General features: G+C 63.7%; 27 protein-coding genes. 13 read left to right on the top strand and 14 right to left on the bottom strand.

Annotated elements, in window-relative coordinates; translation table 11 throughout:
- Positions 1-365: 365 nt before the first annotated feature.
- Positions 366-644 carry a YheV family putative zinc ribbon protein gene (locus LOY69_RS00260; RefSeq protein ID WP_047290196.1) on the bottom strand — a complete coding sequence of 93 codons (279 nt, stop codon included), beginning with the start codon at positions 642-644 and terminating at the stop codon, positions 366-368.
- Positions 641-2,719 carry an oligopeptidase A gene (gene prlC, locus LOY69_RS00255; protein ID WP_170001361.1) on the bottom strand — a complete coding sequence of 693 codons (2,079 nt, stop codon included), beginning with the start codon at positions 2,717-2,719 and terminating at the stop codon, positions 641-643. Before prlC ends, LOY69_RS00260 begins: the two co-directional genes overlap by 4 nt.
- Before the next feature lie 87 nt (positions 2,720-2,806).
- On the opposite strand from prlC, the gene LOY69_RS00250 reads away from it, so the two are divergent.
- Positions 2,807-3,352: a gamma carbonic anhydrase family protein gene (locus LOY69_RS00250; protein WP_265073982.1), complete on the top strand. Its 546-nt coding sequence runs from the start codon at positions 2,807-2,809 to the stop codon at positions 3,350-3,352.
- Between the two features lie 27 nt (positions 3,353-3,379).
- The gene (locus LOY69_RS00245) at positions 3,380-4,030 is read left to right on the top strand and encodes an HAD family hydrolase (RefSeq protein ID WP_102862466.1); all 651 of its coding nucleotides are present in this window, start codon (positions 3,380-3,382) and stop codon (positions 4,028-4,030) included.
- 27 nt (positions 4,031-4,057) lie between these two features.
- Here the strand turns inward: LOY69_RS00245 and LOY69_RS00240 are convergent, their stop codons facing one another.
- Positions 4,058-5,167 (bottom strand): aminopeptidase, encoded by a 1,110-nt coding sequence (locus LOY69_RS00240; RefSeq protein WP_265073981.1) that lies wholly within the window; start codon positions 5,165-5,167, stop codon positions 4,058-4,060.
- Positions 5,168-5,437: 270 nt separating this feature from the next.
- On the opposite strand from LOY69_RS00240, the gene LOY69_RS00235 reads away from it, so the two are divergent.
- The gene (locus LOY69_RS00235; RefSeq protein ID WP_102862464.1) at positions 5,438-5,857 is read left to right on the top strand and encodes a hypothetical protein; all 420 of its coding nucleotides are present in this window, start codon (positions 5,438-5,440) and stop codon (positions 5,855-5,857) included.
- A gap of 6 nt (positions 5,858-5,863) precedes the next feature.
- On the opposite strand, the gene LOY69_RS00230 is transcribed toward LOY69_RS00235, so the two are convergent.
- Together LOY69_RS00230 and LOY69_RS00225 are read right to left on the bottom strand one after the other, a co-directional pair.
- Positions 5,864-6,097, bottom strand: coding sequence for a DUF1161 domain-containing protein (locus LOY69_RS00230; RefSeq protein ID WP_102862463.1), 234 nt, complete (start codon positions 6,095-6,097; stop codon positions 5,864-5,866).
- Between the two features lie 151 nt (positions 6,098-6,248).
- Positions 6,249-6,680, bottom strand: coding sequence for an OsmC family protein (locus tag LOY69_RS00225; protein ID WP_102862462.1), 432 nt, complete (start codon positions 6,678-6,680; stop codon positions 6,249-6,251).
- A 240-nt stretch (positions 6,681-6,920) separates the two neighbouring features.
- On the opposite strand from LOY69_RS00225, the gene LOY69_RS00220 reads away from it, so the two are divergent.
- Positions 6,921-7,922, top strand: coding sequence for an LLM class flavin-dependent oxidoreductase (locus LOY69_RS00220; protein ID WP_265073980.1), 1,002 nt, complete (start codon positions 6,921-6,923; stop codon positions 7,920-7,922).
- 66 nt (positions 7,923-7,988) lie between these two features.
- On the opposite strand, the gene LOY69_RS00215 is transcribed toward LOY69_RS00220, so the two are convergent.
- Together LOY69_RS00215 and LOY69_RS00210 are read right to left on the bottom strand one after the other, a co-directional pair.
- Positions 7,989-8,213 (bottom strand): DUF1161 domain-containing protein, encoded by a 225-nt coding sequence (locus LOY69_RS00215; protein ID WP_102862460.1) that lies wholly within the window; start codon positions 8,211-8,213, stop codon positions 7,989-7,991.
- Positions 8,214-8,347: 134 nt separating this feature from the next.
- A complete protein-coding gene (locus tag LOY69_RS00210) occupies positions 8,348-8,563 on the bottom strand; it encodes a dodecin (RefSeq protein ID WP_016965134.1) in 216 nt (71 codons plus the stop codon).
- A 157-nt stretch (positions 8,564-8,720) separates the two neighbouring features.
- On the opposite strand from LOY69_RS00210, the gene LOY69_RS00205 reads away from it, so the two are divergent.
- Positions 8,721-9,047, top strand: a complete 327-nt coding sequence (locus LOY69_RS00205; RefSeq protein WP_102881426.1) for a DUF883 family protein — start codon at positions 8,721-8,723, stop codon at positions 9,045-9,047.
- Here the strand turns inward: LOY69_RS00205 and LOY69_RS00200 are convergent.
- Positions 9,044-9,937 carry a LysR family transcriptional regulator gene (locus LOY69_RS00200; RefSeq protein WP_102881425.1) on the bottom strand — a complete coding sequence of 298 codons (894 nt, stop codon included), beginning with the start codon at positions 9,935-9,937 and terminating at the stop codon, positions 9,044-9,046. The genes LOY69_RS00205 and LOY69_RS00200 overlap by 4 nt on opposite strands.
- 130 nt (positions 9,938-10,067) lie before the next feature.
- Between LOY69_RS00200 and trpB the strand changes: the two genes are divergently transcribed.
- Positions 10,068-11,288: a tryptophan synthase subunit beta gene (gene trpB / locus LOY69_RS00195; RefSeq protein ID WP_102862457.1), complete on the top strand. Its 1,221-nt coding sequence runs from the start codon at positions 10,068-10,070 to the stop codon at positions 11,286-11,288.
- Positions 11,288-12,100, top strand: coding sequence for a tryptophan synthase subunit alpha (gene trpA, locus LOY69_RS00190; protein WP_102881424.1), 813 nt, complete (start codon positions 11,288-11,290; stop codon positions 12,098-12,100). The genes trpB and trpA overlap by 1 nt, the downstream gene beginning before the upstream one ends.
- Positions 12,101-12,188: 88 nt before the next feature.
- Here trpA and LOY69_RS00185 read toward each other — a convergent pair whose 3' ends face one another.
- Together LOY69_RS00185 and LOY69_RS00180 are read right to left on the bottom strand one after the other, a co-directional pair.
- A complete protein-coding gene (locus LOY69_RS00185) occupies positions 12,189-12,515 on the bottom strand; it encodes a DOPA 4,5-dioxygenase family protein (RefSeq protein WP_102881423.1) in 327 nt (108 codons plus the stop codon).
- A 106-nt stretch (positions 12,516-12,621) separates the two neighbouring features.
- The gene (locus tag LOY69_RS00180; protein WP_253129081.1) at positions 12,622-13,620 is read right to left on the bottom strand and encodes a LysR family transcriptional regulator; all 999 of its coding nucleotides are present in this window, start codon (positions 13,618-13,620) and stop codon (positions 12,622-12,624) included.
- 232 nt (positions 13,621-13,852) lie between these two features.
- Between LOY69_RS00180 and ubiA the strand changes: the two genes are divergently transcribed.
- Both ubiA and LOY69_RS00170 read left to right on the top strand, forming a co-directional pair.
- A complete protein-coding gene (gene ubiA, locus LOY69_RS00175) occupies positions 13,853-14,761 on the top strand; it encodes a 4-hydroxybenzoate octaprenyltransferase (RefSeq protein ID WP_265073979.1) in 909 nt (302 codons plus the stop codon).
- A 53-nt stretch (positions 14,762-14,814) separates the two neighbouring features.
- Positions 14,815-15,276 (top strand): DoxX family protein, encoded by a 462-nt coding sequence (locus LOY69_RS00170; RefSeq protein WP_265073978.1) that lies wholly within the window; start codon positions 14,815-14,817, stop codon positions 15,274-15,276.
- Here LOY69_RS00170 and LOY69_RS00165 read toward each other — a convergent pair.
- A complete protein-coding gene (locus LOY69_RS00165; protein ID WP_265073977.1) occupies positions 15,242-16,192 on the bottom strand; it encodes a choline sulfate utilization transcriptional regulator in 951 nt (316 codons plus the stop codon). The genes LOY69_RS00170 and LOY69_RS00165 overlap by 35 nt on opposite strands.
- 114 nt (positions 16,193-16,306) lie before the next feature.
- Here LOY69_RS00165 and betC point away from each other — a divergent pair, with 114 nt between their 5' ends.
- From betC to LOY69_RS00150, 3 genes are all read left to right on the top strand, one after another.
- On the top strand, positions 16,307-17,821 hold the full coding sequence (gene betC / locus LOY69_RS00160) for a choline-sulfatase (RefSeq protein ID WP_265073976.1): 1,515 nt from the start codon (positions 16,307-16,309) through the stop codon (positions 17,819-17,821).
- Positions 17,822-17,836: 15 nt separating this feature from the next.
- The gene (gene choX, locus LOY69_RS00155) at positions 17,837-18,754 is read left to right on the top strand and encodes a choline ABC transporter substrate-binding protein (RefSeq protein WP_102881418.1); all 918 of its coding nucleotides are present in this window, start codon (positions 17,837-17,839) and stop codon (positions 18,752-18,754) included.
- Positions 18,755-18,871: 117 nt separating this feature from the next.
- Positions 18,872-20,440, top strand: a complete 1,569-nt coding sequence (locus tag LOY69_RS00150; RefSeq protein ID WP_265073975.1) for a SulP family inorganic anion transporter — start codon at positions 18,872-18,874, stop codon at positions 20,438-20,440.
- 103 nt (positions 20,441-20,543) lie between these two features.
- On the opposite strand, the gene aroE is transcribed toward LOY69_RS00150, so the two are convergent.
- Both aroE and hemF read right to left on the bottom strand, forming a co-directional pair.
- Complete coding sequence (aroE, locus tag LOY69_RS00145; protein ID WP_102881416.1) at positions 20,544-21,365, bottom strand: shikimate dehydrogenase; 822 nt, start codon at positions 21,363-21,365, stop codon at positions 20,544-20,546.
- A 93-nt stretch (positions 21,366-21,458) separates the two neighbouring features.
- Entirely contained in the window at positions 21,459-22,376 is a 918-nt protein-coding gene (gene hemF / locus LOY69_RS00140) for an oxygen-dependent coproporphyrinogen oxidase (RefSeq protein ID WP_102881415.1), read from the bottom strand.
- Positions 22,377-22,544: 168 nt separating this feature from the next.
- On the opposite strand from hemF, the gene LOY69_RS00135 reads away from it, so the two are divergent.
- Complete coding sequence (locus tag LOY69_RS00135) at positions 22,545-23,522, top strand: NADPH:quinone reductase (protein ID WP_102881414.1); 978 nt, start codon at positions 22,545-22,547, stop codon at positions 23,520-23,522.
- A gap of 64 nt (positions 23,523-23,586) precedes the next feature.
- Here the strand turns inward: LOY69_RS00135 and LOY69_RS00130 are convergent, their stop codons facing one another.
- Positions 23,587-24,144, bottom strand: coding sequence for an L-threonylcarbamoyladenylate synthase (locus tag LOY69_RS00130; protein WP_102862444.1), 558 nt, complete (start codon positions 24,142-24,144; stop codon positions 23,587-23,589).
- Positions 24,145-24,170 lie beyond the last annotated feature (26 nt).

The following is a 24,170-nucleotide window of genomic DNA, read 5'->3' as shown; positions in this document are numbered from 1 at the left end:
AACGCAGAAGGCCGGGCAAGGCCCGGTTTTTATGAGCACATCAGCAAAATTTGGTTACAAATGGTAGCAGGCTAAGCATTTGGATGAACCGTTTCAGGCGAAAAAAAGATCAGAAGCGGCGGAAAATTACGTATCAGCTTCAGGTTTCTATGACAGTTGGCTCACGGGGCATTGCTGGCCAATGGCGGCTGCAGCACCCGTGTGTTCGCCACCTGTTCGGTGAAAAGCTGGTTCGAAACGGTGGGGGGTCAGGGGGCCACGTAGGAGCGAGCTGGCTCGCCAAAGCCCACGGGGCGAAGGAAGGGGGGCGAATCGTTTCGCCGGCAAGCCGGCTCCTAAGAGGGAGCCGGCTTTGTCTGGCGTGGTCAGTCGGTTTTTTTCTTCAACTTGGGATTGGGGAAGAACTGCACCGATTGCACCTTGGTGTCGGCCACCTTGGGCGTCGCGCTGTTGACCCGGGTCCCGAGTTCCTTGGGCACCGACAGGCCCTGCTCGTTGAGGGTGTCGGAGTAGCCACAGGCCACGCACTCGCGATGGGGTACGTCGTCCTCACTCCACATCATCAGCTTGTCCTGCTCACTGCACGCCGGGCATACCGCCCCGGCGATAAAGCGTTTTTTGGTCTTCACGGGTGCGTCACTCATGCTGCCGCGTCCTCGCTGAGGCCGCTGTGGCGCAAGAGTGCGTCAATCGACGGCGCCCGTCCGCGGAAATCGACAAACAGCACCATCGGCTCCTGGGAGCCGCCACGGGCCAGGATCGCCTCGCGGAACGCCCGCCCGGTGGCCGGGTTGAGCACGCCATCTTCCTCGAACTTGGAGAAGGCATCGGCCGACAGCACTTCCGCCCACTTGTAGCTGTAGTAACCCGCGGCATAACCGCCGGCAAAGATGTGGGCGAAGCTGTTGGGGAAGCGGTTGTAGGCCGGCGGACGCATCACCGAGACCTCGTCACGCACGGTTTCCAGCACTTGCAGCACGCTGCGGCCATCGCCGTGGGTGGCATGCAGTTCGAAGTCGAACAGCGAGAATTCCAGCTGGCGCACCATCATCAGCCCGGACTGGAAGTTCTTCGCTGCCAGCATCTTCTGCAGCAGGTCCTGGGGCAGCGGCTCGCCGGTTTCATAGTGACCGGAGATCAGCGCCAGGCCTTCGGGCTCCCAGCACCAGTTCTCCATGAACTGGCTCGGCAGCTCCACCGCGTCCCAGGCCACGCCATTGATACCGGAGACTCCGGCATGCTCGACCCGGGTCAGCAGGTGGTGCAGGCCATGGCCGAACTCGTGGAACAGGGTGGTGACTTCGTCGTGGGTCAGGAGTGCAGGCTTGCCGCTGTCGGCCGGGGTGAAGTTGCACACCAGGTTGGCCACCGGACTCTGCAACACACCGTCAACGGTGCGGCGACGGTCGCGGGCACCGTCCATCCAGGCACCGCCACGCTTGTTGGAGCGGGCGTAGAGGTCGAAGAAGAAACGGCCAACGTGCTGACCGTTTTCCTTGATTTCGAACAGGCGCACGTCCGGGTGCCAGCTGTCGAAGCCCTGCTGCTCGGCAATCTCGATGCCGTACAGGCGCTGGACAATGGCGAACAGGCCGCCAAGTACCTTGTCGATGGGGAAGTAGGCGCGCAGGGCTTCCTGGGACACGCTGTAACGCTGCTCGCGCAGCTTCTCGCCATAGAAACCGCTGTCCCAGCTTTGCAGGTCGGGGCAACCCTGTTCGGCGGCATAGGCGCGCAGCTGTTCCAGGTCCTGAGCGGCAAAGGGTTTGCTGCGCTTGGCCAGGTCCCGCAGGAAGCTCAGCACCTGATCGCTGGACTCGGCCATCTTGGTGGCCAGGCTCAGCTCGGAAAAGCTGGCAAAGCCCAGGAGCTTGGCCAGTTCCTGACGCAGGTCGAGGATCTCTTCCATCACCGGGCCGTTGTCGTTCTGACCGGCGTTAGGGCCTTGGTCCGACGCCCGGGTGCAGTAGGCGGCATAGACCTCTTCACGCAGGGCACGGTCCTGGGCGTAGGTCATCACCGCGTAGTAGCTGGGGAATTCCAGGGTGATCAGCCAGCCGTCCAGGCCTTTGGCCTGGGCCGCGGCGGCCATTTGCGCCTTGGCCGAGTCGGTCAGGCCGGCCAGGGCCGCTTCGTCGGTGATGTGCTTGGTCCAGGCCTGGGTGGCGTCCAGCAACTGGTTGGAGAAACGGCTGGCCAGCTCCGAGAGCCGGCTTTGTACCTCTGCGTAGCGCTGTTGCTGCTCGGGCGGCAAGTCGATACCCGACAGGCGGAAGTCCCGCAGGGAGTGTTCGAGGATGGTTTTCTGCGCCACGTCGAAACCGGCGGCTTCGGGGCTCTTGGCCAGGGCGTCGAAGGCCTGGAACAGCTCGCGGTTCTGGCCCATTTCCGTGGAGTAGGCGCTCAAGGCCGGCAGACAGGCCTCGTAGGCTTCACGCAGTTCGGCGCTGTTGCACACCGCGTTGAGGTGGCTGACCGGGCTCCAGGCCGCGCTCAGGCGGTCATTGAGCTCGTCCATGGCCAATACCAGACCGGCCCAGGTGGGCTGGGTGGCTTGGGTCTTGAGGATTTCAGCGATAGCGGCGCGGTTGTCAGCCAGGATCTGTTCGATGGCCGGTTGCACATGCTCGGCGCGGATCGCCGAGAACGGCGGCAGGTCGTAGGGCTGCAGAAGAGGGTTGTTCACACTCACGGTGGGCACCTTGGCTGGAAGAAACATGCAGGGAAACGTAGCACCATCTTAATTACAATGAGCAGCCACCGCAGCTATAGCCCCCATTAATAAATCTCAGAGAGGCATTCGCACTTGGCCATTCGCAGCTATCAGAACCACACCCCGAGCCTGGGCGAACGGGCCTTTGTCGACCACTCGGCAGTGGTCATCGGCGACGTCGAGATCGGCGCCGACAGCTCGGTCTGGCCCCTGACGGTGATCCGCGGCGACATGCACCGCATCCGCATCGGCGCGCGCACCAGCGTGCAGGATGCCAGCGTGCTGCACATCACCCACGCCGGCCCCTTCAACCCCGACGGCTTCCCGCTGCTGATCGGCGACGACGTGACCATCGCCCACAAAGTCATGCTCCACGGTTGCCGCATCGGCAGCCGGGTGCTGATCGGCATGGGCAGCATCGTCATGGACGGCGCGGTGGTGGAAGACGACGTGATCGTCGGCGCCGGCAGCCTGGTGCCACCGGGCAAGCGCCTGGAAAGCGGCTTTCTCTACGTCGGCAGCCCGGTGAAGCAGTCGCGCCCGCTGACCGACAAGGAGCGCGCCTTCTTCACCTACAGCGCCGCCAACTACGTGAAGCTCAAGGACCTGCACCTGGCCGAAGGCTACGACCGTCCCTGATCTGCTACTGACTGCCGAGGAACTGCCATGCATTACCAAACCGTCCTGTTCGACCTCGACGGCACCCTGACCGATCCCCGCGAAGGCATTACCCGCTCGATCCAGTTCGCCCTGGGCAAGCTGGGGATCGACGAGCCGGACCTGACCCGGCTGGAGCACTTCATCGGCCCGCCGCTGTTGCAGGCCTTCATGCAGTTCTATGGTTTCGACGAAGCCCGGGCCTGGGAGGCGGTGAACTTCTATCGCGAACGCTTCAAGGTCACCGGCCTGTATGAGAACCGGGTCTTCGACGGGGTCGCGCCGCTGCTGGAAACCCTCGGCGGGCAAGGGCGCCAGCTGTACATCGCCACCTCCAAGCCCTGGGTGTTCGCCCGGGAAATCGCCCGCCATTTCGACTTCGCCCGGCACTTCAAGGTGATCTACGGCAGCGAACTGGACGGCACCCGCACCGACAAAGTGGAGCTGATCGCCCATTTGCTGGAGCAGGAACAGCTGGACCCGGCCAGCACCCTGATGATCGGCGATCGCAAGCACGACCTGATCGGCGCCAAGCGCAATGGCCTGGATGCGGCGGCGGTGGGGTATGGATTCGGCAGCCGTGAGGAACTGAGTGCCGAAGCTCCGGCCTATCACTTTGAGACGCTGGCCGAGTTGCATCAGGCGTTTTTGCGGCGTTAGAACCGCTGTTCGCCGGCAAGCCGGCGCCTACAGGTCAGGGGTGGGAGCCGGCTTGGCGGATAAGGCGCTCTGCAGCCTGAGCAAATCAGCCTTGCGCTGCTCGGCCGGCAGGCGCCCCAGTTTCTCCACTGCAAGGAAGAACGCCGGCCAGTCGCCATTGACCTCCTTGAACAGCGCGGCAAACGCCGGCACCCATTGGTCGTACAGACCGAAGGGCAGCAGCCGGGCGTTGTTCAACGGTGCGTTGATCCAGGCGTCATAGCGCTTGGAACCGGCCCACTCGCGGTCCCGCAGCTGCCGATAATCCCGGCGCAGCACCTCGAACTCCTGGGCCTTGCGCTGGCGCATCTGCTCGGCGGACAAGGGTTGGGCATACAGCTGCTCCAGGCGTTTGCGAGCATCCAGCAACAGCTGGATGAACTGATCCCGTTGACGGACATCAGCGTTGTCCTGGGGCGGCAACCCACGATAGGCCCGCCACTGGCGAGTGCCTTCCTGCTCGACGAAAGTGGCGAAGGATTCATTGAACTCGGTGTCGTCCTTCACATAGAAGCGCTGGTGCGCCAGCTCATGGAAGATCAGGGTCGCCAGACGCTCATCGCCCCAATGCATCATCGAACTGATGATCGGGTCATCGAACCAGCCCAGGGTCGAATAGGCCTCCACCCCGCCGATCGCCACGTCCATGCCTTTTTGCCGCTGCAGCGCCGCCTCGCCCCGGGCGGCGCCCTGGTTGTAGTAGCCGCGGTAGGCCACGCAACCGGCAATGGGGAAGCAATGGGTCTGCGGGCTCAGGGAAAACTCCGGGGTAGCAAACACGTTCCACACCACATAGGGCCGGCCGATGTCGACGTACAGCCGGTAGCTGTTGTTATCCGGCAGGTGCAGATGCTGGCTGGCAAAGCTACGGGCCCGTTGCGACTGGGCCAGATGGGCCCGCAGGGTCGGGTCGCGGGTGGGGTCGGCGACCACCTGGGCCACCGGCGTGCGAGCCCGCAACAGGTGCATCTGGCCGCTGGCCAACTGGCTGTAGTACGCAACGCTGCTGCAACCGTTGAGCAGCAAAAGCGTCAGGGCCGCAAACAAAAAGCGCAAAAGAGGATCAAGTAACCCATGGCTTGAACGCGGCCTATTCAATTGGAATCATCCACAGAGAGTCTGCCCGCAAGACTATCTCGCCAACCTGGAGTTTCGCCACGTGCGTGTTGCTGCCGACGGCCGCACTCTTGTCTTTCGCCGGCGACGCCGGACTGCCCGAACCGGCCCCGGCGCAAGCCTGGATCGACCTCACGCCGCCCCCAGGACCGCCACCTGCTGGCTGATGAGCAGCACACCCTGCTGGCGGCGGGCTGCCAGCGCAATTGATCGGCGCTATGCTGAGGGCCTTTCGCTTACTCGGCCTCCGTCATGCGCCCACTTCTGTTGATCCTCGCCCTTGCCACCCTCAGTGCCTGCAGCACGCCCCTGCCCAGTGTCGATCCGCAACAGGCCTGGATCGACCTGGCCACGCCGACGCCGGGGGGCAAGCTGGTCATGGCCGAGCGCCTGGACAACCAGCGCCTGCGGGACGGGCGTTTCTTCCAGGTCAGCCCCGGCAGCCACGAGCTGATGGTGCGTTTCGACTTCGAGGTGTTCGGCGGCGGCATGGGCATGACCACCGATCCCCAGGAGCGACTGTGCTACCTGAGCCTGCGCTACGACCATTTTGAAGCCGGCCAGCGCTATCGCCTGGAGGCGCGCAACCTGGCCTTCACTCCCAGCGCCCGGCTGTACAACGCCAAGCGCGAGATCGTCGCCGAGGAGCGCCTGATCAACTGCGTGCCGTGAGCCGGCTCAGCGATCGTTCTTCTGATAGATGATCTTCTTCGTGCCGTTCTCACAGCTGCCGACCACCATATTGTTGTCGTGGACCTCGTCGTTGGTGACGATTTCCAGCGTGTAGGAGGCAACGCCCTGGGCCTGGATCTTGGCTTCGATCTCGGCCTTGAGTTCCTCGCAGGGCTTGGGGGCGGCGAAGGCCGATGTGGCCAGCGCACAGCAAACAACCGCCAAGGCAAAACGTTTCATGATCTCAAGCTCCCTTGCTACGGCGCGCACGAGCGTGCGCTGAAGCCGCAGTCGCGTATTCGACCACAGGTTCTTGTCCGCCGCACAGACGCATTCACCGGCATGCCGGCTCCTACCAACCGAAGCAGGAGCTGGCTTGCCGACGCAACGATCAACCCAGCAGCGTCGCTTCCAGGCTGATCTTGGCATTGAGCACCTTGGACACCGGACACCCTTCCTTGGCCTTGTTGCTCAGCTCCGTGAACTGCTGCTGGCTGGCGCCGGGGATCTTCGCCTTGAGGATCAGGTGCACCGCCGTGATGGCGAAGCCGCCGTCCACCTGATCCAGGGTCACTTCGGCCTGGGTATCGATGCTGTCGGCCTTGAGCCCGGCATCACCGAGAATCATCGAAAACGCCATGGAGAAGCAGCCCGCATGGGCCGCACCGATCAACTCTTCCGGATTGGTGCCCTTGCCACCTTCAAAACGTGCCTTGAAGCCATAGGGCGCCTCACGCAACACCCCGGTTTCGGTCGAGATCGAGCCGATGCCGGTTTTCAGATCACCTTCCCAATGAGCCGAAGCCTTCTTTTTGATACTCATCTCTTTCTCCTCAAGAACCGGGTGCGAAGGGTCGCACCGCGCTTGTTTCTGTTGCCTAAGGGTTCTGAGGATAGATCCGGCGGCAAAGTTCAGCCGGTGTGCGCGACGTCTATTTACCCGACAAATTCACTCTGACTATTGAAACTCGGGTATATGCCCACATTGCATGAGTCTGACTTACAAATTTCGGCAGGTTTTGGCTCATGACAAAGGCCTGCACCCCTATGGAGAAGCAGGCCTATGAAACCGCTGTCCGCTGTTAAATTCTCGACCCTCGACCTGGTGCCCGTGCGTGAAGACGGCAGCCCGGCGCAATCCCTGCGCAATTCCCTGGACCTGGCCCAGCACGTGGAAAAGTTCGGCTACACCCGCTTCTGGGTCGCCGAACACCACAACATGGATGGCATCGCCAGTTCCGCCACTTCGGTGTTGCTGGGTTATCTGGCCGGTGGGACATCGAGCATTCGCGTCGGCTCCGGCGGGGTCATGCTGCCCAACCACGCACCGCTGGTGATCGCCGAACAGTTCGGCACCCTGGAAAGCCTGTACCCGGGACGCATTGACCTGGGCCTGGGGCGCGCCCCGGGTTCCGACCAGATGACCGCCCGCGCCCTGCGCCGGGAACGCTCCGGCAGCGCCGACGATTTCCCCGAGGACGTGGCGGAACTGATGGCCTACCTCGGCCCACGAACTCCGGAGCAACGGGTGATCGCAGTACCGGGCACCGGCACCAACGTACCGGTGTGGCTGCTGGGCTCCAGCCTGTTCAGTGCGCAACTGGCCGGAGAGCGGGGTTTGCCTTACGCCTTCGCCTCGCATTTCGCACCGCGCTACATGCATGAGGCGATTCGCGTCTATCGCAATCACTTCAAGCCTTCCGCGGTGCTCGACAAGCCTTACGTGATGCTAGGCGTGCCTCTGGTAGCCGCGGATACCGATGAACACGCGGATTACCTGGCCACCTCGGTGTACCAGCGGATTCTCGCCCTGATGCGCGGCCAGAGCCTGGTCCAGCGCAAGCCGGTCAACAGCATGGACGGCCTGTGGCTGCCCCATGAGAAGGAGGCGGTGTCGAGTTTCCTGGGGTTGGCGATGATCGGCAGCCCGGCGAAGATCCGCGCCAAGCTGGAGGTGCTGATCGAGCAGACCGGCGCCGACGAGCTGATCTTTACCTGCGACCTGTACGAACACGCCGATCGCCTGCACTCCTATGAGTTGCTGGCCCAGGTGATTAAGGGCTAAGGCTGCTTTCGGGCACAAAAAAGCCGACGCTGATGCGTCGGCTTTTCAATGGGCTTCTACAAAGGCTCAACCGCGCTTGTAGACAATCTCCTTGGTGCCGGCTTCGCAGGAGCCAACCACTTTGCCGTCAGCCGCCGCGCCTTTGTCGACCACTTCCAGTGAATAGTGAGTGGCGCCTTTGGCATCGATCTTCGCGGCGATCTCGCTTTTCAGCTCTTCGCACGGCTTGCCGGCGGCAAGGGCAGTTCCCGCAAGACTCAACAAAGCAGCAGCTAATACTAGTTTTTTCATCGGTCACATTCCCTGGTCGGATCAAAAGAGGCGGCGTTGCAGCCAGCCTGACAGAGGCTCAAGACAGTTGTAGCGCTTTGCCACTTCCTATGGCACTCGGCCAGCGCACAAGTTCCAGAGCCTAGCCCAAGCTTTCAACTATTGGCAATCCGGAAGCCTACCTTGAGGGTGACCTGGAAATGCGCCGCTTTACCGTCCTTGATATGACCCCGGGTTTCGGTCACTTCGAACCACTCCAGGTGCTTGATGCTCTTGTGCGCCTCGGCCAGCGCGTTGTTGATTGCCTCTTCGATGCTGTTCGGCGACGAACCCACCAGTTCGACTTTCTTGTAGGTGTGATGATCGGTCATGGCGCTCTCCTTTTTTGCTGTGAAATACAGCCTAGCAGTGATTTTTCTTATTACTTGGGGCGCCATTGCTCACGGCTAGTTCAGATTTTCTGCACTTTCTGAACAGGCCGCAGTCGGAACCTACAGAGTCCGTTCACTACCCCTCAGGAGAGCCGACATGGCCAACACCTCGTTACGCAAAGCCTCACTGGAAAGTATGGAAGCCGAGATCGAAAGCCTGCTCAAATCCCTGGAAAGCCTCAAGGACGATGCGACTGACGAATCGCGCAAAACCCTCAAGGCCCTCAAGAGCAACGCCGAGAATGCGCTCAAGCATTCCCGCAGCCTGATCAGCGATGCCTACGAAGAAGTCAAAGTGAAAACCCGCGAAACCGGAATCGCCACCCGCGAATACGCCCAGGAACACCCCTGGGCCACCGCGGGTGTGGCGGTAGGCGCCATCGGCCTGCTGGCCGCCTACCTGCTGTGCAAGCGCGGTAACTAAAGCGCCTGGCGCAGTTCGTTTTTCAACCACTGCGCCAATTGCCGGGCGCGCCCATCGGCGGCGCGCTTGGGTAACCACAGCGCCAGTTGCCCCGGGGTGTCGGAAAACCCCCACGGGGCAACCAGCCTGCCCGCCAGCAAGTCCTCGGCCACCAGCGGCTCTGGAGCGATTGCCACGCCCAGCCCGGCCACGGCCGCTTCCAGCAAGTAATACAAATGCTCGAAACCCTGCCCGTACTTCAGCGCCTCGGCGCTGATGCCGTTGTGCCGTGCCCAACTGGGCCAGGCCTGGGGACGCGAGGTGGTGTGCAGCAGCGACTCCGCCGCCAGGGCCGCCGCTGGCGCTTCGCGCAAATGCGAGTAACCGGCATAGCGCGGGCTGAGCACCGGCCCGATTCGCTCGCTGGCCAGCTCATAGACCTGCATGTCCGCCGGCCAGGGGGGTTCGGCAAACACCAGCAAGGCATCCAGCCCCGGGCGCCGGGGGTCCAGATCGCCTTCACCAGCGGAAAGGTGCAGGCGCAGGTCCGGCAAGTCGGCATTCAGGCGCCCCAGGCGCGGAATCAGCCAACGCGCCAGCAGGCTGCCGGAGCAGCCGAGCACGAAGGGCGCATCGGCACTGCCCCGGGTCAGTTCGCCACAGACGTCCCGCAGACGCTCGAAGGCCTCGCTGCTGGCATCGCGCAGGCGAACCCCGGCATCTGTGAGTTTAATGCCACGGCCATCCTTGACGAAAAGACTCAGGCCCAGGTGTTCTTCCAGCACCTTCAACTGCCGGCTGACCGCACCGTGAGTCACGTGCAGTTGTTCGGCAGCCTGGCTGACGCTGTTGAGCCGGGCAGTGGCTTCGAAGGCCCGCAGGGCGTTCAGGGGGGGCAGGTCGCGGCTCATGGGATAGGTGAGTTTTCCTGACAGGTTGCGGCGATCTTATCGGTTTTCAGGCTCCAGTGTCAGGGGTAGAGTGGGCTCCATTGTCCTTCCACGAATCTGTCATTCCACACACTTCCCCGGGAGCGCTCCAATGACCCAGTCCCAATTGCGTAATGGTCCTGACGACAACGGCCTGTTTGGCGCGTTCGGCGGCCGTTATGTGGCAGAAACCCTGATGCCGCTGATCCTCGACCTGGCCCGTGAATACGAAAAGGCCAAGGAAGATCCCGAGTTTCTCAAGGAGCTGGCCTACTTCCAGCGCGACTACGTCGGCCGTCCCAGCCCGCTGTACTTCGCCGAACGCCTGACCGAACACTGCGGCGGCGCCAAGATCTACCTCAAGCGCGAAGAGCTGAACCACACCGGCGCGCACAAGATCAACAACTGCATCGGCCAGATCCTCCTGGCCCGGCGCATGGGCAAGAAACGCATCATCGCCGAGACCGGCGCCGGCATGCACGGCGTGGCCACCGCCACCGTGGCCGCGCGTTTTGGCCTGGATTGCGTGATCTACATGGGCACCACCGACATCGAACGCCAACAGGCCAACGTGTTCCGCATGAAGCTGCTGGGCGCCGAAGTGATCCCGGTCGTCGCCGGCACCGGCACCCTGAAAGACGCGATGAACGAAGCCCTGCGTGACTGGGTAACCAACGTCGACAGCACCTTCTACCTGATCGGCACCGTGGCCGGCCCGCACCCTTATCCGGCCATGGTCCGCGACTTCCAGGCCGTGATCGGCAAGGAAACCCGCGAGCAGATGCAAGCCCAGGAAGGCCGCCTGCCGGACAGCCTGGTGGCGTGCATCGGCGGCGGCTCCAACGCCATGGGCCTGTTCCACCCGTTCCTCGACGACAAAAGCGTGCAGATCATTGGCGTTGAAGCCGCCGGCTACGGCATCGAGACCGGCAAGCACGCCGCCAGCCTGAACGGCGGCGTACCGGGCGTGCTGCACGGCAACCGCACCTTCCTGCTGCAGGACGACGATGGCCAGATCATCGACGCCCACTCGATTTCCGCCGGCCTCGACTACCCCGGCATCGGCCCGGAACACGCCTGGTTGCACGACATCGGCCGCGTCGAATACACCTCGGTGACCGACGACGAAGCCCTGGCCGCGTTCCACCAGTGCTGCCGCCTGGAAGGCATCATCCCGGCCCTGGAAAGCGCCCACGCCCTGGCCGAAGTCTTCAAGCGCGCGCCGACCCTGCCCAAGGATCACCTGATGGTGGTCAACCTCTCGGGCCGCGGCGACAAAGACATGCAAACCGTCATGCACCACATGCAACAGTCCCAGCAGGAGAAACACTGATGAGCCGCCTGCACACCCGCTTTGCCAAGCTCAAGGAACAGAACCGCGCCGCCCTGGTGACCTTCGTCACTGCCGGCGACCCGAACTACGACACTTCCCTGGCGATCCTCAAGGGCCTGCCCGCAGCGGGTGCCGACGTGATCGAACTGGGCATGCCCTTCACCGATCCGATGGCCGACGGCCCGGCGATCCAGCTGGCCAACATCCGGGCCCTGGGGGCCAAGCAAAACCTGGCGAAAACCCTGCAGATGGTCCGCGAGTTCCGCGAAGGCAACAATGAAACCCCGCTGGTGCTGATGGGCTACTACAACCCGATTCACCATTACGGCGTGGCGCGCTTCATTGCCGACGCCAAGGCATCTGGTGTGGATGGACTGATCGTGGTGGACATGCCGCCGGAACATAACAGCGAGCTGTGCGACCCGGCCCAGGCCGCCGGCATCGACTTCATCCGCCTGACCACCCCAACCACCGACGACGCGCGCCTGCCCAAGGTGCTCGACGGCAGTTCCGGCTTTGTCTACTACGTTTCGGTAGCCGGGGTGACCGGTGCCGGCGCCGCCACCCTGGAACATGTGGAAGAGGCCGTGACCCGCCTGCGTCGCCACACCGACCTGCCCATCAGCATCGGTTTCGGCATCCGCACCCCGGAGCAGGCCGCCGCCATCGCCCGTCTGGCAGACGGCGTGGTCGTGGGCTCGGCGCTGATCGACCACATCGCCAATGCCGAGTCTTCCGAGCAAGCGGTGGATGGCGTTCTGAGCCTGTGCGCAGCCCTTTCCGAAGGCGTACGCAAGGCTCGGGTCAGCTGAAGGTAAAGACCAGACCGCAAGATCAGGGGGGCGCAACCAAAGGTTGCGCCCCCTTTTTGCATGGTGTGCACAAGCAATCACCAGCCCCTTAGAACCCCGTCAGATCCAGCGGCCGCATGGCCCCCATCCAGATCGCATGATCGGTGTGATCGAGCAAGTCGTCCCCGGTATCGGGGTGCAGGAACACCACCAGCCCCCGGCGATTGAGGGCCAGCCACGGCACTACCTGGGCAAACACCTCAGGGGCGAACGCCAACTGGCAACTCCAGTCCGGATGGGGCCCCACCGGCCGCTCGTGGACCCGACCCATTTTCAGGTCAAACAGCTGCGCGGCCTGCTCGCACAAGGCCCGGGCCTGGCCGATGGTACTGGCGTCGAAGTAGACGTGGGCGTGATAGCCCTTGATCCGTTGCATGCAAACCCTCGCGATAAAAGACCAAGCCTCAAGGCTCGTCACAGAGGCTGAGCACCCTCTGTGGAAAAAAACACCGGCCCCATGAAAACACCGAAAGCCGAGCAGCTCAAAGCGGTTGCGCCAGCGCGCCTGCCACCTCCAGCAACTGCTGGCGCAACCAGAGATGGGCCGGGTCTGCCGTGTTGCGTCCATGCCAGATCGCCAACAGCGACGACGCTTCAACCGCCAGTGGCAGCGCCCGCTGACACAGGCCAAAGCGCTGTTCGAAAGCCCGGGCCAGTGGCCCCGGCACAATCGCCACCAGCCGCGACTGTTCCAGCAACTGCGGCAGCACCAGGGCATGGGGCAGGGTGACCTTGTACTGGGGACGGCGGCCAATCGCCGCCAGCGCCTGCTCCAGGCGCTGGCGATCGAACATCTCCGACTGCCGGGCAATACCGCGCTCAAGAATGTAGCCGTTGACCGCGCCTTCCTCCTGCCCGCCTACCGACAGTGTGATCAATGGCTGGTCCGCCAGGGCCTCAAGGGTCAACTCGGGCAGGTCGAGCAAGGGATGCTCGGGACACATCAGCAACACATCCTGCTGCTGCCAGAGACGGGCGCTGTGCACTCGCTGCGGCAGCTCGGCAAACACCCCGACGGCCAGGTCGATGCGCCCGACGTCGATCTGCTCGGCCAGATCCAGGCGGGTCGCCGGGCGCACCACCAGGTCCACCCCCGGAGCCTCCTGGGCCAGGCGCCGCAACAGCGGTGCCAGCAGCACCGAACTCAGATAGTCATTGGCGGCAAGGGTGAAGGTCCGCGTTGCGCTGGCGGGGTCGAACGCCTCCACGCCCACGGTGCGCTGAATGGTCAGCAGTGCTTCGCGCAGCGGGCCGGCAATTGCTTCGGCACGGGCCGACGGCTGCATGCCCTTGGCGGTGCGAATAAACAACTCGTCCTGCAGGGACTCACGCAACCGGGTCAAGGCATGGCTGACCGCCGACTGGCTCAGATGCAGGCGCTTGCTGGCCAGCAGGATGCTGCGGTCCTCATAGACGGCATCGAAAACCCGCAGCAGGTTGAGGTCGATACGCGGGACGCGGGGCACTTCATCACGGAGCATATTGCATATCCTGCAGGAGGCTATTGCGGATTGTTCCCTTGCCCCAAGGGGCGGGCGCGGGCAACTTTAGCGCATCCGACAAGCGAGCAGATGGCACTGAAAATCAAACTGTGCGATCACGGCCACGGCTTGCCCGAAGTTCAGTGAAAGCAACTGACCTGAGTGTTTTTCGACCCCTTGAAACCTCGTCCTCAGTTGCGATCAAGACCGTGCTCAAGTTCAGGGAACGAAGATGCCCACAAGCCCCGACCTCAATGACATTCGCGCCCACGATTGGGTCGCCACCCGGCTGCCCCGCTCCTGGCAGGCCTACGCCCGCCTGATGCGCCTGGACCGGCCCATCGGCACCTGGCTGACCCTGCTGCCGGCCCTGGCCGCGTTGATACTCTGCGCCGGACGTATTCCGCAGGTCGGCACGGTGCTGGTGTTCGCCCTCGGCGCCCTGCTGATGCGCAGTGCCGGCTGCTGCATCAATGACATCCTCGACCGACGCTTTGACGCCCAGGTCAACCGCACCCGCCGGCGGCCCCTGGCCAACGGTTCACTGAGCCTGAGTCAGGCCCTGGCTTGCCTGGTCGTACTCTTGCTGCTGGCGGCCGCACTACTGCCCTTGCTGCAACCACTGACGGTGCTGCTGGCCCTGGGCTGCGTGCCGCTGACCCTGATCTACCCGCTGTTCAAACGCTTCACCCACTGGCCCCAGGCGTTTCTCGGCGCGGTGTTCAACTGGGGCGTGCTCATGGCCAGTGTGGAAACCACCGGCAGCCTGCAAGCCAGTGCGCTGGCGCTGTGGCTGGGCTGCCTGTTCTGGCAGTTGGGCTACGACACGCTCTATGCCTACAGCGACCGTGAGGACGACCTGAAAATGGGCCTGCGCTCCACCGCGACGCTGTTCGCCGAACGGGGCAAGACCTGGATCGCCGGGTTCTACGCCATGACCGTGCTGTGCTGGTGCGGCGCGGGCCTGCTGGCCGGTGCCAACCCGGGCTTTTTCATCGTGCTGCTGCCGATCGCCTTGTCCCTGGCCTACCAGCTCAACCTGTTCAGTCCGGACCACCCGGAGCCCTGCAACGACCTGTTTCGCAGCAACTTCCACGTCGGCGTGCTGCTCCTGGCCGGCGCCTCGGTGGCCATCGTTTAACCGCTGAACACTCAGCAATCGGCAACATTCCCAACCACACAAGGACTTGTCATATGCCTGCCCGCTCAATCGCATCACCACTCTCGGCACCGGAACAATGGGCCGCCCTGTTCCTGCGCCTGGCCCTGGGCGCCATGTACATCGCCCATGCGCTGTTCAAAGTCCTGGTCCTGGGTTGGCCGGGCACCCTCAAGCTGTTCGGCGCCACCGGCATGCCCGAGTGGATGACCTACCCGGCGGTGTGCGCCGAGCTGGTGGGGGGCTTGTTGCTGATACTCGGAGTCGGCGTGCGCTGGATCGCCCTGGGGCTGCTGCCGATGCTGCTGGGGGCGATTGTCTTCGTCCATGGCGCCCACGGCTGGATCTACACCAGCCCGGGCGGCGGCTGGGAATACCTGGCCTTCCTGGCGGTGGTGTCGGTGTCGCTGGTGTGCCTGGGCAACGGCGCACTGTCCCTGTTGAGCCTGTTCAAGGCGCCGCCTACAAGGCAATGGACGGCAACAACAGCCCATTGAGGGATTGAGCGCTGCCGGCTTGCTCGGCCATCAGCCAGTCGACGAAGCGCTGGATCAATGGGCCACGGCGCTTGCGTGGCGGCAGCACCACGTAATAGCCGTAGCCGGACAGCGCACTCTGGGCGATCGGCCGGCACAACAGCCCCTGCGCCAGCAAATCGTCCACCAGATGACGCCAGCCGATGGCCACGCCCTGACCGCCGATGGCCGCCTGGATCAGCAGGGTGTAGTTGTCGAAACGCAATTGCCCGGGGGGCGGGGCGCCAGCCAGGCCCAGTTCGCGGAACACCCCGCTCCAGTCGAACCAGTGGCTGGCGTTTTCACCCCGCAGGTGCAGCAGCGGCATCTCCAGCAGGGCATGGGCGGGCAGGGGAGCCAGACGCTCCTTGAGCAGCAGCGGGCTGCACACCGGAAACACTTCCTCGCTGAACAGCCAGCGACTTTCGCCGTGCTTGAAACGCCCGTCGCCGAACAGCACCGCCACGTCGATATCGCTGCGCAGCATGCTGTGGCTGCGTTCACTGGTCACCAGGCTGACGTCCACCTGGGGATTGGCCTCATGAAAACGATGCAGGCGCGGCATTAGCCAATAGGCGGCGAAGGCGAAGTCCGTGGCCACCTGCAGCACCTCGTGCTGATGCTGCTGGCTCAGAGCACTGAGGCCGGCATCGATGCTCTGCAAGCCGACCTGCACCTGTTCCAGTAGCAAGGCGCCGGATTCGGTCAGTTCGATACCGCGGTAGATCCGGTCGAACAGGCGCACGTTCAACCGCTCCTCCAACCGTTTGATCTGCTGGCTGATGGCCGGCTGGGTGGTCCCCAGTTCCACCGCCGCGGCGGTGAAGCTGCGCAAACGGGCCGCTGCTTCAAACACCCGGAGCAGGTCCAGGGACAGGTCGCCAAGGGCTTCATACATAAGCTGTGCTTATCCTAGTCATTGCCGTGCATGGGCTTTACCGCCAAAGACATGGAATACATGCTCGATCGCAGCACTTTCGCATAACCATCGACTATGGAATGCCGCGAATCCATGAAGCGCAAGAACATTCTTTTCATCATGGCCGACCAGATGGCCGCGCCCTTGCTGCCGTTCTACGGTTCATCACCGATCAAGCTGCCGCACCTGAGCCGCCTGGCTGCCCAGGGCGTGGTATTCGATGCCGCCTACTGCAACAGCCCACTGTGCGCGCCGTCGCGCTTTACCCTGGTCAGCGGGCAGTTGCCGAGCAGGATCGGCGCCTACGACAACGCTGCGGACTTTCCCGCCGACGTGCCCACCTACGCCCACTACCTGCGGCGCCTGGGCTACCGCACCGCGCTGTCGGGCAAGATGCACTTCTGCGGCCCGGATCAGTTGCACGGCTATGAAGAGCGCCTGACCACCGACATCTACCCCGCCGACTACGGCTGGGCGGTGAACTGGGATGAGCCCGAGGTGCGTCCCAGCTGGTACCACAACATGTCCTCGGTGCTGCAGGCCGGGCCCTGCGTGCGCACCAACCAGCTGGATTTCGATGAAGAGGTGGTGTTCAAGGCCCAGCAGTACCTGTTCGACCATGTGCGCGAAGCCGGCGACCAGCCGTTCTGCCTCACCGTGTCCATGACTCATCCCCACGATCCCTACACCATTCCCAAGGCCTTCTGGGAACTGTACCGCGACGACGAAATCCCACTGCCCCAGACCCCACCGCAGAGCGAACTGGACCCGCATTCCCAGCGCCTGCTCAAGGTCTACGACCTGTGGGACAAGCCGCTGCCTGTGGATAAGATCCGCGATGCGCGGCGGGCCTACTTCGGCGCCTGCAGCTACATCGACAGCAACGTCGGCAAGCTGCTGCAGACCCTGGAAGACACCGGGTTGGCGGACAACACCCTGATCCTGTTTTCCGGCGACCACGGCGACATGCTCGGCGAGCGCGGCCTCTGGTACAAAATGCACTGGTTCGAAATGGCCGCCCGGGTGCCGCTGTTGATCCATGCGCCGGGGCAGTTCGCCGCCGGGCGAGTCAGCGCGGCAGTTTCCACCGCCGACCTGCTGCCGACCCTGGTGGAACTGGCCGGCGGCCGGGTGGAGGCGGACCTGCCCCTGGACGGCCGCTCGCTGGTTCCCCATCTGCTGGGGCAGGGCGGCCACGATGAGGTCTTCGGCGAATACATGGCCGAAGGCACCATCAGCCCGCTGATGATGATTCGTCGGGGCGCCTACAAATTCATCTACAGCGAAGACGACCCCTGCCTACTCTTCGATGTAGCCAACGACCCTCAGGAACACCGCGACCTCAGCCAGTCGGCCGAGCATCGAGCGCTGTTCGACGCCTTCCTCGCCGAAGCCCGGGCCAAGTGGGACATCCCCACCCTTCACCAACAGGTCCTGGCCAGCCAGCGCCGTCGCCGCCTGGTGGCCGACGCCCTGGGCCGGGGCACGCGCAAGAGCTGGGATCACCAGCCGCTGGTAGACGCCAGTGCGCAATACATGCGCAACCACATCGACCTCGACGATCTGGAGCGCAAGGCGCGTTATCCACAACCCTGCCAACACCAATAATCCAAGGGGAAGAGCATGCAAAAGTTATCCACAGCGCTGGCCGTCGGGTTCCTGGCTCTGGGCAGCACAACCGCCTGGGCCGACTCGTGCGCAACCGTGAAAATGGCCGATCCGGGCTGGAGCGACATCGCCGCCACCAACGCCATCGCCAGCTTTCTACTGGACGGCATGGGCTACAAGGCCAAGATCGACACCCTGGCGGTGCCGATCACCTACGGCGGCCTCAAGGACGGCCAGGTGGATGTGTTCCTGGGCAACTGGATGCCGGCGCAGCAGGGCTTCTACGACAAGTTCGTGGCCAATGGCGAGGTGATCCAGCTGGCGAAGAACCTGGAAGGCACCGAGTTCACCCTGGCAGTTCCGGATTACGTGTGGGACGCCGGGGTGCACGACTTTGCCGACCTGAGCAAGTTCGCCGACAAGTTTGACAAGAAGATCTACGGCATCGGCTCCGGTGCCCCGGCCAACCTGTCGCTGCAGGAGATCATCAAGAACAACGAGTTCAGCCTCGGCCAGTGGAAGCTGATCGAGTCCAGCGAGCAGGCGATGCTCGCCGAAGTGTCCCGGGCCACGAAAAAACAGCGCTTCGTGACCTTCCTCGGCTGGACCCCGCACCCGATGAACGTGCAGCTGAAAATGCATTACCTGACCGGGGGCGAGAAGTACTTCGGCGCCAGCGGCAGCGTCTACACCCTGACGCGCAAGGGTTATGCACAGGCCTGCCCGAACGTCGGCAAGCTCCTTACCAATCTGCGGTTCACCCAGGACATGGAGAACGCCATCATGGCCGAGGTGGTGAACAAGAAGGTCAGCAACGCCGACGCCGCCAAGGCCTGGATCAAGGCCAATCCGGCGGTGCTGGAGCAATGGCTGGAAGGGGTGCGGACCATTGATGACAAAGAGGCCCTGGCGGCGGTGAAGGCCAAGTTGTAGCCCAAGGTGCGCCGGCAAGCCGGCTCCTCGGAGAGGAGGGGCCGGCCTCGGCACATGCCCAAGGCCGGACAATGCTTTACCCTGGCCCCCCCTGAATCTACCCAACCGTGAGGAACCATGGCCTGGCCCAACCGCCATTCACTCCTGCCTTTCCTCGGCTGGCTGCCACAGCAGACCCGGGCCAGCGTTGGCCGGGATCTGCTGGTGGGCCTCAGTGGCGCGATTCTCGCCCTGCCGCAATCCATCGCCTATGCGCTGATCGCCGGCCTGCCGCCGGAGTACGGCCTGTACGCGGCCATAGTCCCGGTGCTGATCGCCTGCCTCTGGGGTTCGTCCTGGCACCTGATCTGCGGGCCCACGGCAGCGATCTCCATTGTTCTGTATGCCAGTGTCAGCCCTCTGGCGGTGCCGGCATCCGAGGACTACATCACCCTGATCCTGCTGCTGACCTTGCTGGCGGGGATCTTCCAGTGGCTGCTGGGGCTGCTGCGCTTCGGCGCCCTGGTGAACTTCGTCTCGCATTCGGTGGTGCTGGGTTTCACCCTCGGTGCCGCGGTGGTGATCGCCCTGGGGCAATTGCCCAACCTCCTGGGCCTGGAGCTGCCGAACCAGGCCACCGCCCTCAATAGCCTGACCTCGCTGCTGGAACACCTGGACGCTGTGGACAAGCCTTCGCTGTTGCTGGGGCTGGGCACCCTGATCGTCGGCCTCGGCCTGAAGCTGTTGGCGCCGCGCTGGCCCAGCCTGTTGCTCAGCCTGGTCCTCAGTGCGCTGGTGGTCTGGCTGCTGCCGGGGGTGTTCGGCCACGTCAAATTGGTCAGCGCCTTCGTGGGCCGGCTACCGCCCTTGAGCCCGTTGCCACTGGACCTGGATCTGGTCCTGCGGCTGCTGCCCAGTGCCGTGGCGGTGGGGATGCTAGGGCTGGTGACCAGCCTGTCGATTGCCCGCTCACTGTCGGCACGTTCGGAACAGCTGCTCGACGCCAACCAGGAAGTCCGCGCCCAGGGCTTGTCGAACATGGTGGGGGCGTTTTTCTCCGGCTACCTGTCCTCCGGCTCCTTCACCCGCTCGGGCTTGAGTTATGAAGCCGGTGCCCGCTCGCCCCTGGCCGGGGTGTTCTCGGCGCTGTGGGTGGCGCTGTTCGCGGTGGCCGGCGCCGGGCTGATCGCCCATATCCCGATTCCGGCCATGGCCGGCAGCATCCTGCTGATCTGCTGGGGCCTGGTGGATCATCGGGGCATCCGCGCGCTGTTCAGAGTCAGCCGCGCCGAATTTTTGGTGATGAGCCTGACCTGCATCGCCACCTTGCTCCTGGAGTTGCAGACGGCGATCTATGCCGGGGTCCTGGCGTCGCTGTTCTTCTACCTCAAGCGCACCTCCCAGCCACGGGTGCAGCATTCCAGCGAGGGCGATGCAGACATCCTGCGGGTGGGTGGCTCGATCTTCTTTGGCGCCAGTCATTACCTGCAAGTGCGCATGCAACGCTGCCACGCACCGAACCTGGTGATCGACGCCCGGCAGATCAACTTCATCGATTATTCAGGGGTGGAGATGCTGCATCAGGAGGCGCGCCGGCTGAAACGCCAGGACCGCAGCCTGACCCTGCGCCGGGCACGGCAGACGGTGAAAGAGGAATTGATCAAGCTCGAAGGACCAGAGCACTGCCCGATCCGCTTCGAAGACTGAACCCCATCCGTAGGAGCCGGCTTGCCGGCGAAGAGGCCCTTGGACCTGGCGCCAGTCTTGAGGCCGCCTTCGCTGGCAAGCCAGCTCCTACGAGGGGGAGGGGTTACTGCGCCAACTGGCGGCGCAGTTCGGCCAGCACCGGGGCACTGTCCGGGCGCACGCCGCGCCACAGGTAGAAGGCTTCCGCCGCCTGTTCGGCCAGCATGCCCAAACCATCCAGCACCAGCGCCGCGCCATGTTCACTGGCCCAACGGCAGAACGGCGTCGGCTCCTTGGCGTACATCATGTCGTAGCACACCGTTTTGCCCGGTTCGATCAGGCTGCTGGCAATCGGCGGCAAGTCCCCCGACAGGCTGGCGGAAGTGGCATTGATGATCAGGTCCACCGACTCCTGCAACCAGTCGAAGCCGCTGGCCGACACCGGCCCCAGGTCGGCGAACAGTTCGGCCAGCAACTCGGCTTTTTCCACGGTGCGATTGGCAATCACCACCGACGCCGGCCGCTGCGCCAACAGGGGTTCCAAGGCTCCACGCACGGCGCCACCGGCCCCCAGCAAAAGGATGCGCTTGCCCTTGAGACTGACCCCGGCGTTCACCGTCAGGTCGCGTACCAGTCCGGCGCCGTCGGTGTTGTCTCCCAGCAGAGTGCCGTCCGCTTGCTTGCTCAGGGTGTTCACCGCACCGGCCCGCTGGGCGCGCTCGGTCAGGCTGTCGCACAGGCGATAGGCGTCTTCCTTGAACGGCACGGTGACGTTGGCACCGCGGCCCTGGGCGAAGAAATCGCGGGCGGCGCCGGCGAAATCGTCCAGAGGCGCCAGCAGGGTGTTGTATTCCAGTTGCTGGCCGGTCTGCTGGGCGAACAGCCGATGGATCAAGGGTGATTTGCTGTGGCCGATCGGATTACCAAAGACAACGTACTGATCCATCTCTCATCCCATTTGCTCAACACACTGGCAGGAACCGCGTCCGCCTTGAAGGCCTCTTCGCCGGCAAGCCGGCTCCTGCGCAGTGGGTGCGGTTTAGTTGCTGGCGGCCAGCCAGTCGCGGTCTTGCAGGAAGTATTCGGTCAGGCGCGCTTCTTCGCTGCCCGGCTCGGCCTTCCAGTCGTAGCCCCAGCGCACTTGCGGCGGCAGCGACATGAGGATCGACTCGGTGCGACCGCCCGATTGCAGGCCGAACAGGGTGCCACGGTCGTAGACCAGGTTGAACTCGACGTAGCGACCGCGGCGGAACTCCTGGAACTCGCGCTGCTGCTCGGTATAGGCGGCAGCCTTGCGGCGCTGGACGATGGGCAGGTAGGCCTCGATGTAGGCATCGCCGATGGCGCGCATGAAGGCGAAGCTGGTGTCGAAGTCCCATTCGTTGAGGTCGTCGAAGAACAGGCCGCCGATGCCCCGCGGTTCGTTGCGGTGCTTGATGTGGAAATAGCTGTCGCACCAGGCCTTGTAGCGCGGGTAGACGTCAGCACCGAAAGGCGCGCAGGCGCGCTCGGCAACCCGGTGCCAATGCACGCAGTCTTCTTCATTGCCGTAGTAGGGGGTCAGGTCGAAACCGCCACCGAACCACCAGACCGGCTCTTCACCTTCCTTCTCGGCGATGAAGAACCGCACGTTGGCGTGGGACGTCGGCACATGAGGGTTGTGCGGGTGAATCACCAGGGACACGCCCAGGGCCTCGAAACCCCGGCCGGCCAGTTCCGGACGGTGGGCACTGGCCGAAGGTGGCAGGCCGCTGCCGAACACATGGGAAAAGTTGACCCCACCCTTTTCGATCACTGCACCGTCGCCGATCACCCGGGTGCGTCCGCCACCGCCGGCAGGGCGGGTCCAGGCGTCCTCGATAAAGCGTGCGCCACCGTCTTCGGTTTCCAGTGCAGCGCAAATGCGGTCTTGCAGGTCGAGCAGGTAGGCTTTTACGGCCTCGGTGCGGGTAGTCATGGCATCACCTTGAATCGGGCAAAGCTACGCGGCGCTAGGGATGGAGCAGGGGACGCGCGCAAATGGGCGCGTAGCATAACACCGCGTCGGGGCGCTCCGCAGTTGACGAAGGTCAAGCACAGGAGTCCGATAGAGCACTTTCACGACACGACCAAGGAGAGAGTGCAGATGGCCAAACGTATCCAGTTCCGTGCCCATGGCGGCCCCGAAGTACTCGAGTATGTGGATTACCAGCCCGCCGAACCGGGACCACAGCAGGTTCGCGTCAGCAACAAGGCCATCGGCCTGAACTTCATCGACACCTATTTCCGCAGCGGCCTGTATGCCCCACCAGCATTGCCGTCCGGCCTCGGCGCCGAAGGCGCCGGCGTGGTGGAAGCGGTGGGCAGCGCTGTGACGCGCTTCAAGGTAGGTGATCGCGTGGCCTATGGCAGCGGCCCACTGGGCGCCTACAGCGATGTGCATGTACTGCCGGAAGCCAATCTGGTGCATCTGCCAGAGGCCATCAGCTTCGAGCAGGCCGCCGGGGTGATGCTCAAGGGCCTGACCGTGCAGTACCTGCTGCGTCAGACTTATGAACTCAAGGGTGGCGAAACCGTACTGTTTCACGCCGCAGCGGGGGGCGTCGGTTCCCTGGCCTGCCAATGGGCCAAGGCCCTTGGGGTAAAACTGATCGGTACCGTCAGCTCGCCGGAGAAGGCCGCCATTGCCAAAGCCCTCGGCGCCTGGGAAACCATCGACTACAGCCATGAAGACGTCGCCAAGCGCGTGCTGGAACTGACGGATGGCAAGAAGTGCCCGGTGGTGTATGACGGTGTCGGCAAAGACACCTGGCTGACCTCCCTGGATTGCCTGGCACCGCGCGGGCTGATGGTCAGCTTCGGCAATGCCTCGGGAGCGGTGGACGGGGTGAACCTGGGGATTCTCTCGGCCAAGGGCTCGCTGTACGTGACCCGGCCGACCCTGGCCAGCTACGCCAACAATGCCGAGAACCTGCAGCTCATGGCCGACGACCTGTTCGGCATGATTGCCAGCGGCAAGCTGAAGATCGAGATTGGCCAGCGCTTCGCTCTGGCGGACGCGGCCAAGGCCCATATCGAGTTGTCGGCCCGGCGTACTACCGGCTCGACCGTGTTGTTGCCTTAAGCGCTTTCGCCAGCAAGCCGGCTCCTACGGATGTTCATAGGAGACGGCTTGCCGGCGAAGCGGTTCAGGAAGGCCGCACCACCTTGCCGGTGGCCAGATCCCGAATCAGGCTTGGGTTCTTGCGCCCGCCCAGGCTACCGGTGAGCACCAGGTCCAGTTGTCCACGGAAATATTGCTCGATGCGCAGCCGCGTACGCGCCGCCGGCCGCCCCTGGGGATTGGCCGAAGTGGAAATCAACGGCCCCACCAAGGCACAGAGTTCACGGACCAGCGGATGGTCGCTGACCCGCAACGCCACCGTGTCATGCACCCCGGTCACCCACTCCGGCAGCAGGTTCTGATGGGGCACCAGCCAGGTGTTGGGACCCGGCCAGGTACTGGACATGCGCTCGATCCAGGTATCCGGGAAATCCTCGAAGAGGAAGTCGAACTGGTGGATGTTGTCGGCGATCAGGATCAGGCCCTTGTCCACCGACCGTGACTTGATTGCCAGCAGGCGATCCACCGCCTCTTCATTCCACGGATCGCACCCCAGGCCCCAGACCGCTTCGGTTGGATAGGCAATCACCGCCCCTGCGCGAATCTCTCGTGCGGCTTGCTGCACACGCCAACTGCTGACCATTGCCGAATCTCCAGATAAAAGCTGTG

The sequence above is a fragment of the Pseudomonas sp. B21-059 genome (assembly GCF_026016285.1).
Lineage (GTDB): Bacteria > Pseudomonadota > Gammaproteobacteria > Pseudomonadales > Pseudomonadaceae > Aquipseudomonas > Aquipseudomonas danubii.
Note: the sequence above shows the minus strand (reverse complement) of the source record. Positions and strands in the feature narration are given on the sequence as shown.

Excerpts from the sequence above, each read along its gene's own strand:
- LOY69_RS00260 (WP_047290196.1), bottom strand. The coding sequence starts at position 644 with ATGAGTGACGCACCCGTGAAGACCAAAAAACGCTTTATCGCCGGGGCG.
- prlC (WP_170001361.1), bottom strand. The coding sequence starts at position 2,719 with ATGTTTCTTCCAGCCAAGGTGCCCACCGTGAGTGTGAACAACCCTCTT.
- LOY69_RS00245 (WP_102862466.1), top strand. The coding sequence starts at position 3,380 with ATGCATTACCAAACCGTCCTGTTCGACCTCGACGGCACCCTGACCGAT.
- LOY69_RS00235 (WP_102862464.1), top strand. The coding sequence starts at position 5,438 with ATGCGCCCACTTCTGTTGATCCTCGCCCTTGCCACCCTCAGTGCCTGC.
- LOY69_RS00230 (WP_102862463.1), bottom strand. The coding sequence starts at position 6,097 with ATGAAACGTTTTGCCTTGGCGGTTGTTTGCTGTGCGCTGGCCACATCG.
- LOY69_RS00225 (WP_102862462.1), bottom strand. The coding sequence starts at position 6,680 with ATGAGTATCAAAAAGAAGGCTTCGGCTCATTGGGAAGGTGATCTGAAA.
- LOY69_RS00220 (WP_265073980.1), top strand. The coding sequence starts at position 6,921 with ATGAAACCGCTGTCCGCTGTTAAATTCTCGACCCTCGACCTGGTGCCC.
- LOY69_RS00215 (WP_102862460.1), bottom strand. The coding sequence starts at position 8,213 with ATGAAAAAACTAGTATTAGCTGCTGCTTTGTTGAGTCTTGCGGGAACT.
- LOY69_RS00210 (WP_016965134.1), bottom strand. The coding sequence starts at position 8,563 with ATGACCGATCATCACACCTACAAGAAAGTCGAACTGGTGGGTTCGTCG.
- LOY69_RS00205 (WP_102881426.1), top strand. The coding sequence starts at position 8,721 with ATGGCCAACACCTCGTTACGCAAAGCCTCACTGGAAAGTATGGAAGCC.
- LOY69_RS00200 (WP_102881425.1), bottom strand. The coding sequence starts at position 9,937 with ATGAGCCGCGACCTGCCCCCCCTGAACGCCCTGCGGGCCTTCGAAGCC.
- trpB (WP_102862457.1), top strand. The coding sequence starts at position 10,068 with ATGACCCAGTCCCAATTGCGTAATGGTCCTGACGACAACGGCCTGTTT.
- trpA (WP_102881424.1), top strand. The coding sequence starts at position 11,288 with ATGAGCCGCCTGCACACCCGCTTTGCCAAGCTCAAGGAACAGAACCGC.
- LOY69_RS00185 (WP_102881423.1), bottom strand. The coding sequence starts at position 12,515 with ATGCAACGGATCAAGGGCTATCACGCCCACGTCTACTTCGACGCCAGT.
- LOY69_RS00180 (WP_253129081.1), bottom strand. The coding sequence starts at position 13,620 with ATGCTCCGTGATGAAGTGCCCCGCGTCCCGCGTATCGACCTCAACCTG.
- ubiA (WP_265073979.1), top strand. The coding sequence starts at position 13,853 with ATGCCCACAAGCCCCGACCTCAATGACATTCGCGCCCACGATTGGGTC.
- LOY69_RS00170 (WP_265073978.1), top strand. The coding sequence starts at position 14,815 with ATGCCTGCCCGCTCAATCGCATCACCACTCTCGGCACCGGAACAATGG.
- LOY69_RS00165 (WP_265073977.1), bottom strand. The coding sequence starts at position 16,192 with ATGTATGAAGCCCTTGGCGACCTGTCCCTGGACCTGCTCCGGGTGTTT.
- betC (WP_265073976.1), top strand. The coding sequence starts at position 16,307 with ATGAAGCGCAAGAACATTCTTTTCATCATGGCCGACCAGATGGCCGCG.
- choX (WP_102881418.1), top strand. The coding sequence starts at position 17,837 with ATGCAAAAGTTATCCACAGCGCTGGCCGTCGGGTTCCTGGCTCTGGGC.
- LOY69_RS00150 (WP_265073975.1), top strand. The coding sequence starts at position 18,872 with ATGGCCTGGCCCAACCGCCATTCACTCCTGCCTTTCCTCGGCTGGCTG.
- aroE (WP_102881416.1), bottom strand. The coding sequence starts at position 21,365 with ATGGATCAGTACGTTGTCTTTGGTAATCCGATCGGCCACAGCAAATCA.
- hemF (WP_102881415.1), bottom strand. The coding sequence starts at position 22,376 with ATGACTACCCGCACCGAGGCCGTAAAAGCCTACCTGCTCGACCTGCAA.
- LOY69_RS00135 (WP_102881414.1), top strand. The coding sequence starts at position 22,545 with ATGGCCAAACGTATCCAGTTCCGTGCCCATGGCGGCCCCGAAGTACTC.
- LOY69_RS00130 (WP_102862444.1), bottom strand. The coding sequence starts at position 24,144 with ATGGTCAGCAGTTGGCGTGTGCAGCAAGCCGCACGAGAGATTCGCGCA.